Origin of the sequence: Streptomyces sp. NPDC046876 (assembly GCF_040645035.1) — a bacterium.
Lineage (GTDB): Bacteria > Actinomycetota > Actinomycetes > Streptomycetales > Streptomycetaceae > Streptomyces.
The window spans coordinates 28,946-41,680 of record NZ_JBEYXK010000064.1 but is presented as its reverse complement, the minus strand read 5'-3'; the positions used below and the strand labels follow the sequence as shown (position 1 = coordinate 41,680).

The 12,735-nt window shown below is 73.7% G+C and carries 11 protein-coding genes; 4 read left to right on the top strand and 7 right to left on the bottom strand.

Annotated features, from left to right (window positions below):
- Positions 1-357: 357 nt before the first annotated feature.
- Positions 358-1,065, bottom strand: a complete 708-nt coding sequence (locus ABZ924_RS26920) for a hemerythrin domain-containing protein (RefSeq protein ID WP_361914879.1) — start codon at positions 1,063-1,065, stop codon at positions 358-360.
- A 109-nt stretch (positions 1,066-1,174) separates the two neighbouring features.
- Between ABZ924_RS26920 and ABZ924_RS26915 the strand changes: the two genes are divergently transcribed.
- Together ABZ924_RS26915 and ABZ924_RS26910 are read left to right on the top strand one after the other, a co-directional pair.
- The gene (locus ABZ924_RS26915; protein WP_361914876.1) at positions 1,175-1,927 is read left to right on the top strand and encodes an IclR family transcriptional regulator C-terminal domain-containing protein; all 753 of its coding nucleotides are present in this window, start codon (positions 1,175-1,177) and stop codon (positions 1,925-1,927) included.
- A gap of 94 nt (positions 1,928-2,021) precedes the next feature.
- On the top strand, positions 2,022-2,348 hold the full coding sequence (locus tag ABZ924_RS26910; protein ID WP_361914874.1) for a putative quinol monooxygenase: 327 nt from the start codon (positions 2,022-2,024) through the stop codon (positions 2,346-2,348).
- Positions 2,349-2,369: 21 nt separating this feature from the next.
- Here the strand turns inward: ABZ924_RS26910 and ABZ924_RS26905 are convergent, their stop codons facing one another.
- The gene (locus ABZ924_RS26905; RefSeq protein ID WP_361914871.1) at positions 2,370-3,998 is read right to left on the bottom strand and encodes an AMP-binding protein; all 1,629 of its coding nucleotides are present in this window, start codon (positions 3,996-3,998) and stop codon (positions 2,370-2,372) included.
- A gap of 34 nt (positions 3,999-4,032) precedes the next feature.
- A complete protein-coding gene (locus ABZ924_RS26900; protein ID WP_361914868.1) occupies positions 4,033-5,850 on the bottom strand; it encodes a hypothetical protein in 1,818 nt (605 codons plus the stop codon).
- A 230-nt stretch (positions 5,851-6,080) separates the two neighbouring features.
- On the opposite strand from ABZ924_RS26900, the gene ABZ924_RS26895 reads away from it, so the two are divergent.
- Complete coding sequence (locus ABZ924_RS26895; protein WP_361914865.1) at positions 6,081-7,673, top strand: alpha/beta hydrolase; 1,593 nt, start codon at positions 6,081-6,083, stop codon at positions 7,671-7,673.
- A gap of 13 nt (positions 7,674-7,686) precedes the next feature.
- Here ABZ924_RS26895 and ABZ924_RS26890 read toward each other — a convergent pair whose 3' ends face one another.
- From ABZ924_RS26890 to ABZ924_RS26880, 3 genes are all read right to left on the bottom strand, one after another.
- Complete coding sequence (locus ABZ924_RS26890; RefSeq protein WP_361914862.1) at positions 7,687-8,379, bottom strand: RraA family protein; 693 nt, start codon at positions 8,377-8,379, stop codon at positions 7,687-7,689.
- Positions 8,380-8,487: 108 nt separating this feature from the next.
- Positions 8,488-8,736 (bottom strand): hypothetical protein, encoded by a 249-nt coding sequence (locus ABZ924_RS26885; protein WP_361914859.1) that lies wholly within the window; start codon positions 8,734-8,736, stop codon positions 8,488-8,490.
- A 95-nt stretch (positions 8,737-8,831) separates the two neighbouring features.
- On the bottom strand, positions 8,832-10,058 hold the full coding sequence (locus tag ABZ924_RS26880; protein ID WP_361914857.1) for a cytochrome P450: 1,227 nt from the start codon (positions 10,056-10,058) through the stop codon (positions 8,832-8,834).
- A gap of 327 nt (positions 10,059-10,385) precedes the next feature.
- On the opposite strand from ABZ924_RS26880, the gene ABZ924_RS26875 reads away from it, so the two are divergent.
- Positions 10,386-10,886: a hypothetical protein gene (locus ABZ924_RS26875; protein ID WP_361914855.1), complete on the top strand. Its 501-nt coding sequence runs from the start codon at positions 10,386-10,388 to the stop codon at positions 10,884-10,886.
- A 101-nt stretch (positions 10,887-10,987) separates the two neighbouring features.
- Here the strand turns inward: ABZ924_RS26875 and ABZ924_RS26870 are convergent, their stop codons facing one another.
- Positions 10,988-12,649, bottom strand: coding sequence for a phospholipase D-like domain-containing protein (locus tag ABZ924_RS26870; protein WP_361914852.1), 1,662 nt, complete (start codon positions 12,647-12,649; stop codon positions 10,988-10,990).
- Positions 12,650-12,735: the final 86 nt, after the last annotated feature.

The following is a 12,735-nucleotide window of genomic DNA, read 5'->3' as shown; positions in this document are numbered from 1 at the left end:
CCGATGGGGGGGAGGGTCCGGGCAGAGCCCGGTACCCGGCGGAGCCGGGTTCCTTGGGGCTCCGCCCCAAACCCCGCGCCTCAAACGCCGGCGAGGCTGGATTGGCCGGGCCCCCGTCGCAGGGCGTCGGCGGAGCCGGCTGAACCTCTGGGGCTCCGCCCCAGACCCCGCTCCCTTCCGAAGCCGGGGCCCGGCATTTCCAGCCTCGCCGGCGATTGAGGCTGGGGGTACCCCCAGCGGTAGCTGGGGGAGGGTCCGGGCAGAGCCCGGTGCCCGGCGAAGCCGGGATCCCTGGGGCGCCGCCCCGAACCCCGCGCCTCAAACGCCGGCGGGGCTGAAATGCCCGGGGCCCGCGGGTCAAGCGGTGGGGAAGACCGTTGAGGCGTCTGCCGCGTAGGCGCGCAGCAGCGGCTGGATCCCGCCCACCGGATCGTCCGCGGGGCACGGCGGCAGCAGGCGCCGCAGTTCCGTAGGGGTGGCGTGGCTCAGCAGCCAGCCGCGGGCCCACGCCGGATCCGCGGCGCGATCGGCACTGCGGATACCGGCCTCGGCGGCGGCGTACGCGGCGCCCGGCACCTGCCCGGTGATGACCGGGAAGAGGTGCTCCTCCTCGGCCTCGATGTGGTCGACCAACAGGTCCCGCTGCCGGGCGAGGACGTCGGCCAGCGGCCGGGCATGCCGCCCGGGCTCGGCGGCGAAGCGGTCCGCGGTCTCGTCGCAGTCGGCCTGGAGGGCGTCGAGCGCCTCGTGGTCGTCGACGAAGCGCACGATGTCGGCGACGGCCTCCGCCGCGTCGGCCACTGCGTCGAGGACCACGGGCCACAGGATCTCGTCCTCCCCGCGGTGGTGGCCGCGTACGACCTCGTTGTAGCGGTGGACGTACGCGGCGATGGCGGCGGCCCGCGCGGGCGACACCTCGTCGGCGGCCGTGGCGAGGCCGTCGAGCAGCCGGGCGAGGCGGTCGATGTCGGTCAGGATCGCCCGGTGCGCCAGCCGGATCCCGGTCAGGTCGGGAACCGCCGGAAGGTGGTGCCGGGCCGGCGTGGTGTGGTGTTCGCTGTCCATGGCTCGACTGTGCGGGGTCGGGGTCGGCGTCCGGTCAACGTTCGATGAACGCCGCGGCCGCCCGTAGGCTCGTACCTCCGCCCCGCCCTCCTGATCCTGGGGAACCACCATGCCGTACACCGGTCCGCAGTCCGTCGACCGCGCACTGGAGATCCTCGACGCCGTCGCCGACGCGGGCGCTCCGGTCAGCGCCAAGGCACTGGCGCGCCGGCTGGAGTGCTCGCTGTCCACCGCGTACCACCTGCTGGCCCCGCTGACCGAGCGCGGCTACCTCGTGCGCACCGCGCAGGGGTACGCGCTCGGGCCCCGGATCCCCGGGCTGCAGCGGAGCCTGATGCAGCATCTGGAGCCGGTCCCGCGCATGGCGGACCTGCTGGCCCGGCTGCGCCGCGCGACCGGGGCCGAGGCGTACTACACCGCCTACCGCGGCGGGCTGATCACGGTGGTCGACACGACGGCCCCGGTCACCGACACCGGCAACCCGTTCGCCCCGGGCCGGGAGACCCGGGCCCATGCCACCGCGCACGGCAAGGCGCTGCTGGCCGAGCTGCCCCGGCCGGTGCTCCGCCGGTACCTGGCCGAGCACGGGATGCCCCGGCTGACCGGCGCCACCATCACCTGCGCCGAGCTGCTGGAGGCGGAGCTGTCCCGGGTGCGCGGGCAGGGCTTCGCGCTGTCGGTCGGGGAGGCCGATCCCGCGTACACCTGCCTGGCGGTGGCCCTGCCGCACGGGCCGGGGCGGGGCGGCGGTGACGGCGGGGCCGTGCACGCGCTGTCGGTGTCGCTGCCGACCGTGGAGTTCCGGCGGCGCCCGCAGCAGGTCCGGGCCGCGCTGGCGCAGGCGGCCGCGGGCTGCGGGTGACCCGCCTTCGGGACCGGGACCGGTTTTCCGATGCTGCCGGAAAACCGGGCGCCGCGGCGTGCACGGGGCCCGGCCGCCTGACAGGGTGGTCCGCATGATCTTCATCGCCGTCAGGTTCGACGTCCGCCCCGAGTTCAGCGACGACTGGCTCACGCTCGTCGACGACTTCACCCGTGCCACCCGCAACGAGCCGGGCAACCTCTTCTACGACTGGTCGCGCAGCGTCGACGACCCGAACAAGTACACGCTCCTGGAGGCCTTCGTGGACGCCGAGGCGGGCGCCGCGCACGTCGCCTCGGACCACTTCAAGGCCGGGATGGAAACGCTGGCCGGCGCCATCGCCACCACCCCGGAGATCATCCACGTCGAGGTGCCCGGCCAGGGCTGGAGCGCCATGGCCGAGCTGTCCCCGCGCGACTGACCGGCCGTAAGACCCGCGTCGTCAGGCGGGGAGGTCCAGCAGGCGCACGGCCATCTCGCGCATCTCGACCTTGCGGATCTTCCCGGTCACGGTCATGGGGAACTCCTCCGCGACGTGGACGTAGCGCGGGATCTTGAAGTGGGCCAGCCGTCCGTCGCAGTACGCGCGGACGGCTTCGGCCGTGAGCGGCTCGGCCCCCTCGCGCATCCGCACCCATGCCATCAGCTCCTCGCCGTACTTGGCGTCGGGCACACCGATGACCTGGACGTCCAGCACGTCGGGGTGGGCGTGGAGGAACTCCTCGACCTCCCGCGGGTACACGTTCTCCCCGCCGCGGATCACCATGTCCTTGATGCGGCCGGTGATGCTCAGGTAGCCGTCGTCGTCCATGACCGCGAGGTCCCCGGTGTGCATCCAGCGCGCCGGGTCGACGGCTTCGGCGGTGCGCTCCGGTTCGGCCCAGTAGCCGAGCATCACCGAGTACCCGCGGGTGCACAGCTCCCCCGGCTCGCCGCGCGGGACGGTCCGGCCGGTCTGCGGGTCGACGACCTTGACCTCCAGGTGCGGTCCGACGCGGCCGACGGTCGAGACGCGGCGCTCGACGGAGTCGTCGGCGCGGGTCTGCGTGGAGACCGGCGAGGTTTCCGTCATGCCGTAGCAGATGGACACCTCGGTCATGCCCATCCGGTCGATGACCTGCTTCATCACCTCGACCGGGCACGGGGAGCCGGCCATGATGCCGGTGCGCAGGCTGGACAGGTCGTACGAGGCGAAGCCGGGGTCGGCGAGTTCGGCGATGAACATGGTGGGGACCCCGTACAGCGAGGTGCAGGCCTCCGCTTCGACGGCGGCGAGGGTGGCCGCCGGGTCGAAGGCGGGCGCGGGGATGACCATGGCCGCGCCGTGGCTCGTACAGGCGAGGTTCCCCATGACCATGCCGAAACAGTGGTAGAAGGGCACCGGGATGCAGACCCGGTCCTGTTCGGTGTAGTGGCACAACTCGCCGACGAAGAAGCCGTTGTTGAGGATGTTGTGGTGCGACAGGGTCGCGCCCTTGGGGAAGCCGGTGGTCCCCGAGGTGTACTGGATGTTGACGGGGTCGTCGGGGCTCAGCCCGGCGGCCGCGCGCTCCAGGTCGGCCCGGTCGCCGCGGCGGCCGCGCTCCAGCAGGGAGGTCCAGTCGGGCCCGTCGAGCAGGACGGTGAACTCCAGCTCCGGGCAGCGCGGCCGCACCTCCTCGATCATGCCCGCGTAGTCGGAGGTCTTGAAGCGGTCCGCCGCGACCAGCAGCCGGATCCCGGACTGCCGCAGCACGTACTCCAGCTCGTGGGCGCGGTAGGCGGGGTTGACCGTGACCAGGACCGCCCCGATCCGCGCGGTGGCGTACTGCACCAGCGTCCACTCGGCGCGGTTGGGGGACCAGATGCCGACCCGGTCCCCCTGCGCGATGCCGAGGCCGAGCAGGCCGAGTGCCAGGGCGTCGACGTCGGCCGCGAACTGCGCGTACGTCCACCGCCGCCCCGTGGCCACCTCCACCAGGGCGTCGCGGTCGGGGAAGCGGCGCACGGTGCGGTCCAGGTTCTCCCCGATCGTGTCGCCCAGCAGCGGCACTTCGCAGGCCCCGGACGCATAGCTCGACGCGGCAGACACACGTACCTCCTGGATCGGTGGCGGACCTGCGTCCTCAGCGCAGGCAGCCGATGATCCGGATCGGGATCTCGGCGCTGCCGGTGAGTCCGGAGGCCGGGTCAGTGGCGGTGAATACTAGCGGGTACGTGCCGTCGGGCAGCAGGGGTACGAGGAAGCGGCCGGACGCTCCCGAACCCAGCGCCACCGGCCCGTTCGGCCCCTTGATCCGCCATGCCGTGTACTGCGGATCGGTCAGCGGGCGGTCGCCCGGCCGGGTGCGGGCGCTGCCGGTGAACGACTCCTCGCAGCCGCGCCGCAGGGTGGCGCCCTGCTGCGGCTGGGAGATGGCGACCTGGGGCGACTGCGGCCGCGGCGAAGGGGAGTTGTTCCCGGGCGGAGGGGACGACTGGCCGGGGCCCGGGGTGACCGATGCGCGGGGTGTGGCCGAGGCGCCGGGTGAGGCGGACTGGCCGGGTGAGGCGGAGGGGCCGGCGTCGGGCGATCCGGAGGAGCCCGCCCCGGGGGAGGCCGCGGAGTCCGAGGGGCCCGCCGACGTGCCCACGGGCGGGACCTGCGGGTGCAGGGGGGCCAGGGAGGTCTTCGACGGCGACGTCGGCTCGGCGTCGAAGCTCGCGCAGACCGCAGTGGCGATCAGCGGCTGCTGCGCGGGCATCGTGGCGCCGCGCAGTTCCTGGTCGTCGGGGCCGTGCCCGTGGTTGTCGAAGTAGGCGTTGCCGGTGAGGGTTTCGCGGTCGCTCTTCTCCAACCAGGCCGAATTGCGGTACAGATCGCCGGACTTCTGCTGGTTGACGCCGGTGACGTGCCATGCGGTCACGGCCCGGCCCGTCGGCTCGCCCCGGGCGGGCGCGTCCGCGGCCGCGTACAGGAAGCCGTCGCCGAGGAAGCGCTGCGGGGCCTCGGCGCCGTCCGATTCGTTGGGTGCGGGGAAGGCGAAGCCGCCGCCCACCACGAGCGTGCCCTTCGGGCAGCGTGCGACGGCCTCCGCGCGGCCGCCCGCGGCCACCGCCACCTGTGCGGTCGCCGTGGCCGACGACTTCACCCGCACGCAGACCGGCCGGGCGCCGACCGCGAAGTTCGCCTGGGGCGGCTGCGGGTCCAGGATCCGGGTCTCGCGGATCACGTCCTCCGACCTGGGGAGCCGGAAGGGGCGGTCGCTCAGCGCCGTGCCCGGGTTGACCGTCACCCGCCACTGGGTCGGGGTGGCGCCGGGCGCCGCGGCCCGGGGCGCCAGTTCCTCCAGCGGCACCGGGGCCGCGGCTTTGCCCGTCACGGTCCTGTCGGCCAGGAACTCGGTGGCGACGGGCGTGTAGCCACCCGCGCAGGACGGCTGGGTGGTGGGGTGGTGGGCCGCGTACGCGTACGGCCCCTCGGTGGTCAGATCGCGGATGAGGGTGCCGTCGCCCATGGCGGTCACTTTGTTGTCCCGGTCGCGGAACGCGGGCGCCTGCCAGGTGAAGTCCAGTCCGGACTGGCGCTCCACCCGCGCGTTGATGCACAGGGCGTAGACGGTGAGGGTGGCCGCCGCCTCCCCGGGGTTGGAGGCGACCGCCCGCCAGTGGTCGCCGAGGAAGTAGCTGCTGGTGGCGAAGGCCGCGCCGTCGATGGCGTACCCGCCGCCGATCGGGGTCTCGTGCGCCTGGCAGCCGACGAGCGTGCTCTGCTCGCTGCCCGGCGCGACGGCGACGGACTGGCTGCGCTGTACGACGGCGAGCCGCGGCCCGGTGTCGTTCGCTGCCGCCCACCACACGCCGGCGCCCACGGCGCCGGTCACCGCCAGGGCGCCGGCCGCCGCCACGGCCGCCGTCTTGGTGCCGGCCGCACCGCCCAGTCTCGCGAAGAAACCCGAGCCCATCGCCCCCGCCCCCCTCACGCCGCGATCAGTGCGGCGTGGGCAATGTAGCGCCGGTCGGGAAACGGCCACAGAGGCCTGAAGTATCGGTTTTCCCAAGGCTTTCCCATGGGCCGGGCGGGGGCGGGGGTGGCACTGGTGCCACCCCGGAACGGATGGCAGTGCCATCGAACACGGGCGGGCCGCCGGGCGAGGATCGAGGCGACCGACCGGCCCCGAGGGGGAGACACACCATGCACCTGTTCACCAAGCCCGCCCGCTGGCTCGCGGCCGCGGCCTGCGGACTGCTCGCCGCGGCGGCCCTGCCCGCCGGAGCCGCGGGCGCGGCAACGGCGGCAACGGCCGCCGCCGGAAGCGGAACCGGAGCCCGAGCGGCGTTCGGCGCCGGATCCGCTCCCGCTGTCCCGGCTCGCTACCTCCGGCAGAAGCTCGACTGGCAGCCCTGCGCCTCGGCTCCGCTGGAGTGCGCATCGATGACGGTGCCGCGGGACTGGTACCACCCCGACGCCGGCCCCTCCCTCACCATCGCGGTCTCCCGCCGGCGCGCGCCGGATCCGGCCGCCCGCAAGGGCGTGCTGATGATGGCGGCCGGCGGACCCGGTGCCTCGGGGCTTCCGCGCCCGGCCCGGCTGGCCTCGTACAGCCAGAAGCTGGCGGCCGCGTACGACATCGTCGGCTTCGACCAGCGCGGCGTCGGCGCGAGCACGAACGTGGTCTGCTCCGGCCAGGAGCAGGTCGACGCCCTGTTCTCCGGCGGCGACCTGCGCGACCGTTCGCCCGAGGCGGTCCGGCGGACCGTCGACCGGGCCCGTGACTTCGTACGGGACTGCCGGCGCAACTCGGGCGACCTGCTGCCGTACGTCACCACCGACCAGGCGGTCCACGACATGGACCTGTTCCGCCAGCTGCTGGGCGCGCCGAAGGTCTCGTACTACGGGCCGTCGTACGCCGGCTTCCTCGGCGCGTACTACGCCACCGAGTTCCCCCGCAGCGTCGAACGGGTCGTGCTCGACAGCAGCGTCGACTTCTCCGGGAGCTGGGAGTCGTTCATGACGGGCCAGCCGCTGAGCTTCCAGCGCCGCTACGAGCAGGACTTCCTGCCGTGGCTCGCCCGCAACGACGCCTCGTACCACCAGGGGCACACGCCGCAGGAGGTCCGCGCCGGGTACGAGCGGCTGCGGGCCGCCCTGAGCGAGCACCCCCTCGACATCGAGGGGACGGTCATCACGGCGAACCACCTCGACGCGGCGGCGAGCGACGCGATGTACAGCGAGGAGAAGTTCCCGGCCCTCGCGCAGCTGCTGGGCCTCCTCCAGCACCCCGACCAGGCCCCGGCCGCGGCGCGCAAGGCCGTTGCCGAACAGCTCAAGCACCCGCTGCAGGCCGGCTTCGCCGCGGACTTCTTCACGGTCACCTGCGGGGACACCGCCTGGAACCGCGACACCCGCGCCTGGGTACGGCACAGCGAGGAGTCCACGCGGACCCACCCGCTGGTCGGGGCGCGCGAGCTGACGTTCGCGTCCGTCTGCGCGAACTGGCCGCGCATGCGGACGCCGCAGGTGAAGGTGACCGGCGAGGGGCTGCCGCCGGTGCTGATGCTCGGCTCGCGGAAGGACCCGGCCACGCACTACGAGGGCGTGCTGCGCGCCCACGGGGCGCTGGCCGGTTCGCGGCTGGTCACGGTGGAGGGCGGTGACCACGGCCAGTTCCAGAACCACAACGCCTGCGTCGACGCGCACGTCGAGGCGTACCTGCTGGACGGCACCCTGCCCGCCGGGGACACCACGTGCCCGGCGCCGGTCCGGGCGGCGGCGGCCACGGGCTGACCGGCGGGGGCCGTCACTCCTCGATGGCGCCGCCGGTGCGCCGCAGGTGGCGGCGGAAGGTGTACGAGGGGTCGGCCTCGCGCAGGACGAGGTAGTCCTCGAAGGCGGTCTGGTGGCGCAGGGTCTCGCCCGTGCGGATCCGCCGGGCCTGCTCGCGCTCGGTCGCGCCGATCCGCAGGGCGGTCTCCAGCACCTCCTCGACCACGGCGGCGCCGACGAACAGCACCCCGTCGGCGTCGCCGAAGACGAAGTCCTCGCCGGTCACCCGGTGCGGACCGAACCGGGCGCTGCTCAGCGCCTCCGGCTCGCGCTCGTCCAGCCGGACCGGTCCGGCCGGGTAGGCGCCGTAGCTGAACACCGGGAGGCCGATCTCCGCCAGCTCGGGCGTGTCGCGGTGCAGCCCCCACACCACCAGGCCCGTGATCTCGGCGGACGCGGCCTCCAGGACGGCCAGGTCGCCGACGCAGGCCTCGTCGGTGCGGCCGCCGTTGTCGATGACCAGGACGTCGCCGGGCTCGGCCCGCCCGTACGCCTCGAGGAACACGTCGACGCTGCCGTAGTGGCGTACGGGCAGTACGGGCCCGGCGACCCGCCCGCCCGTCACCACCGCCCCGATGCCGGGCGGTGCCACGCGCAGCGGCACGCCGGTGCGCACGCACGCGTCGGCGATGAGCGGCGTGGACAGGTCGGCGAAGTCCTTCAGCATGGTGCCGGCTCCCCTTCTCTCCGGGCTCTCCCGGACCGGTGCGCTGCGGCCGCGGTCGGCCGCCGTCCTCCATGGTGCCGCGCCGGTGCCCGGGAGGGCGGGGCCGCGTCAGGGGATGTCGGTGTCCGAGGGCTCCGCGTCGTAGGCGTGCGGGTCGTCGGTCATCCACTCGATGAGGGCGGAGTCCCCGAGGACCACCTCGTCGGGGTCGGGCACGCCGGCGCGGCGCAGGAACTCGATCACGTCGGCGTCGCTGCGGGCGAGGCCCAGGACCGAGTCCTGGCCCTCGGCCCGCAGGGACACCCGGCGGCCTCCCGCCGGCGCGATCCGGTGGACGGTGATCGGCGCATGGTGCATGGGCCCAGCCTCCGCCCCCGGCGGCGGGGCCGCATCCGGACGCGGCCCCGCCGTCCGCCATCGGGGAGCCCGCCTCCGCCCGGCTCCCCGCTCGGCTACGGGGTCCCGGCGGGCGCGGTGGTGACCGGCAGGGCCCGCAGCGCGTGGAAGCGGAACGTGGCGGCCCAGGGGAGCTCGTCGACGGGCCGGGCCGGGCGGAGGCCGGGCAGCACGTCGAGGAGGGTGTCCAGCGCGATGGTCAGTTGCAGGCGGGCCAGCGGCGCGCCCAGGCAGTAGTGCAGGCCGTGGCCGAGGGCGAGGTGGGCCTTGTCCGCACGGGTGAGGTCGAAGCGGTCGGGGTCGGGGTAGCGGGCCGGGTCGCGGTGCGCGGAGGCCAGGCAGAACAGGACGGTGTCGCCGGTCGGGATCCGTACGCCGCCGATTTCGACGGGCTCGGTGGGGAAGCGGCGGACCGCCGTCTGGTTGGGGGAGGTGTGGCGCAGCAGTTCCTCGACGGCGGCGGGCAGCAGTCCGGGGTCCGCCCGCAGGGCGGCCAGCTGCTCGGGGTGGGTCATCAGGGTGAGGGCGCCGGCGCTGATGACGTGCTGGACGGTCTCACTGCCGGCCATCAGGATCAGGAAGGCGAGGGAGACCAGCTCGTCCTCGGTCAGCCGGTCGCCCTCGTCGCGGGCCGCGATCAGGTCGGACAGCATGTCGTCGCCCGGGCGGGCGCGCCGCTCGGCCACGAGGTCGACGAGGAACCGGTGGACGGACCCGACGGCCGCGCCCAGCTCCTCGCGCGAGCGGGGCGCGAGCATGGTGGAGATCCAGCCGGCGAACCGCTCCTGGTCGGCGTCGGGTACGTGCAGCAGTGCGCCGATGACCCGCAGGGGCAGGGGGTGGGCGTAGGCGGCGACGAGGTCGGCCTCGCCGTCGTCTGCCATCGCCTTTTCGAGGCGGGCGGCGAGGTCGCGGGCGCAGGCTCGGACGCCGTCGCCCAGCATCTCGACGTGGCGGGGGGTGAAGCCCTTGGAGACGAGGCGGCGCAGGCGCAGGTGGTCCTCGGGGTCGATGTTGAGGAGGTTGCTGTCGAGGGCGGGCGGCAGGGAGAAGCCGCTGAAGCCGGTGGTGGAGTGCCGCTTGTTGACCGAGAGCCGCGGGTCGGTGAGCCCGGCGCGCACGTCCGCCTCGTGGGTGACGAGCCAGACGGGCGAGCCGTCGGGCAGGGCGATGCGGTGCACCGATCCGGCGGCGCGCAGCCGGGCGTAGAGCGCGTGCGGGTCGGCCGCGAACGACTCGTCGAAGGGGCGCGGGAGTTGTGCGGTGTCGGGGTGCTGGTTCATGGGTGTCCTGGGTGTCCTCACGGGTCGAATGCCCCATGATGCACGGGCGATGGCCGGGCCCGAACCGGCGCCTGCACGAGCGGCCGTGCCGGCGCCCGCACTGGCGGCTGTACGGGGCGCCGGAATCACGCCATCGGGAGCCATCCGGCCATTCTCTTGGCATGGCCCTGACATTTCATGGTCCTCGTGGGACCTTCCGTGGCGCAACGCAGAACCCTCTCCCCCGGCCGGACGACGAAAACCGCCCCCGCCGGCCGGGTGCACGCCGGCGCGGCCCCCCGGGCCGCGCTCACACCCCACGAGGACGTGGCGAAGAGGAGCGACAGCATGAGGATTTCGACCTGGACGGGCACGGCCGCCGTGGCCGCCGCGCTGCTCGTCAGCGGTGCGGTGCCGGCGAGCGCCCTGGGCCCCGCGGCCGACCAGCAGCTCGACGGCGTCATCGTGGTCGCCGGCAACACCTGTACCTGGACCAATGCACGGACCAGCGCCAGCCCCCCGAGCACGCTCAGCGTCGACCGCACGACCATCAACTCGCCCGGCGGCAACCTGAGCTGCGGCGGCGGCATCACCGCCACCCTCAACAACAACCCCGTCTTCACCTTCGACGACGCCGCCGGCACCGCGAGGACGGACGTCATCGACATCACCGGCAAGCAGTCCTTCATCAGCTGCCGCTTCAAGGCGACGAACATCGTGTGGAACCGTGACGCCTCCACCCGCAAGTACGTCAACCAGGCGTTCACCGCCACCAAGGTCTCCGGCAGCTTCCTGTGCCCCGGCTCGGTGACCACGGCGGCCGGCGACGCCTCGATGCTCTTCCACTGACGCCCCGCCGTCCTCCGACCGCCGACCGCCCGGCCCGTACGACACGTACGGACCGGGCGGTCAGGCGACGATGCGGTCAGGCGGTCGGGCGGTGAGCCGGTTCAGCCCTGGCAGAGGCCGCGCTCGTGGTCGACCGTCGCGGTCGCGCGGGAGTACTGCCACTGCGGCGCCAGCAGCTGGTCCTTCAGCTGCACGGCCGCGGCCGGGTCCTCCACCACGTAGCCGAAGTCCTGGAGCCATGCCGGGTAGAGGTTCTTCGAGCCGATGTAGAACGCCGAGTCGTCCACCGAGACCACCTTGTGGTGCTGCGCGTACGGACGGCCGTCGGCCCACTTCGGGCTCTGCGAGCTGCGGAAGGTGGCCAGCTGGAGGTTCGAGCACATCGCGGCCTTCGCCGTGCCCTGGTCGCCGGTCACCAGGGCGAGGCGGTCGCGGAGGGTGTCGCTGATCTCCGACAGCGACTTGATCTGCGAGTAGCCGCCGCTGCCGACGGCGCCGCGGTTGGCGGGGTCGCTGACGACGATGCGCACCTTCACACCGCCGGCGATCTTCGCGGCGAGGGCGTCGTAGACGCGGATGTCGTAGCGGGGCAGCGGCGGGCAGGTCGCGTTCATGTCCTGCTGGGAGATCTCGATGTGCGAGGTGGCGCTGGAGATCAGCGTCCGCAGCGCGCTCTCCTCCGGGTTGACGGTGTCGTAGTCCCGGTCGGCGTTGGTGTTGTCGTGCAGGCCGACGACGCACTTGGTGTCGGGCGCGCTGGGGAGGGTCGGCCGGAAGGCGGAGGCGGGGTCGTTGCGCTTGACGCCGACGCCGAGGCCGCCGACGGCGATGGCCTGCACCCCGCCCGCGTTCGCCGGGCTCGCCGAAGAGCGCGAGGGCGCCGAGGGGGCCGAGGGGGCGTTGTCCTTGGCCATCGAGGGCATGCAGCCGGCGCCGTTGGAGGAGGCGAACCAGACGCTGGCGATGTTGCCCTTGTTCTGGCAGGTCCAGGACCACAGTTCGTCGAGGTACTTGCCCGCCGAGGCGGCGGCCGGACCGCGCAGCGCGAGGTCGACGTCGGCGACCGGGTGGGCGGTCTCCAGGTAGTCGTCCTTCCAGCCGTTGATGCCGCCGGTGATCACGGACTGGCCGTCCACCACCAGCAGCTTGGAGTGGTTCCACGAGAACGCGGTCTTGGAGGTGGTCATGGAGGCGACGTTGAGGTCGACGTTCGCGGCGTCCGGGCCCAGCTTGGCCACCAGCTCGTCGCGGTACTTCGACGGCACCACGTTCAGGTGGTAGACCGGCGCGGCACCGACGAGGATGCGCACCTTGAGCTTGTTCCCGCGCCCCGCCGAGGACTTCAGGCCCGCCACGATCGCGTCCTGGAACGCACCGTTGGGGAAGGGCGCGAGGGTCGATATGTCGACGGTCCGCGTGGCCTGGGAGATGTTCTCCGTCATCTTCGCGAGCAGGCGCTGCGTCCCGGGCCGCGTTGCGCAGGTGTCGTCACCCCAGCAACCGGGCGTCTGCAGCAGCCAGTCGCCGCCGCCCGCGGCCGAGGCGTCGAGGGTGTTGCCGGCCGTGCGCTCCCACACCTGGCCTTCGAGGCCGGGGGACACCTGGCGCAGCGACTGCTCGACCGTGTCGAGGTGGGGCGTCCCGGTGGCTCCAGCGCCGGGTGCGGCCGCGGCCGGGACGGCGGAGAACAGGGCCAGCAGCGCCGCCGAGGCCGCGGCGCGCGTGACGAGGACGGAGGGGCGGTGAAGGAAATGGCGGTGCAATGTGACTTCCTTGAACGAGGGATCACCGTCGCGGCATCGAGACCGCAGGCAAGATCAACTCGCGGAAGTTACCACCCGGTCACCGG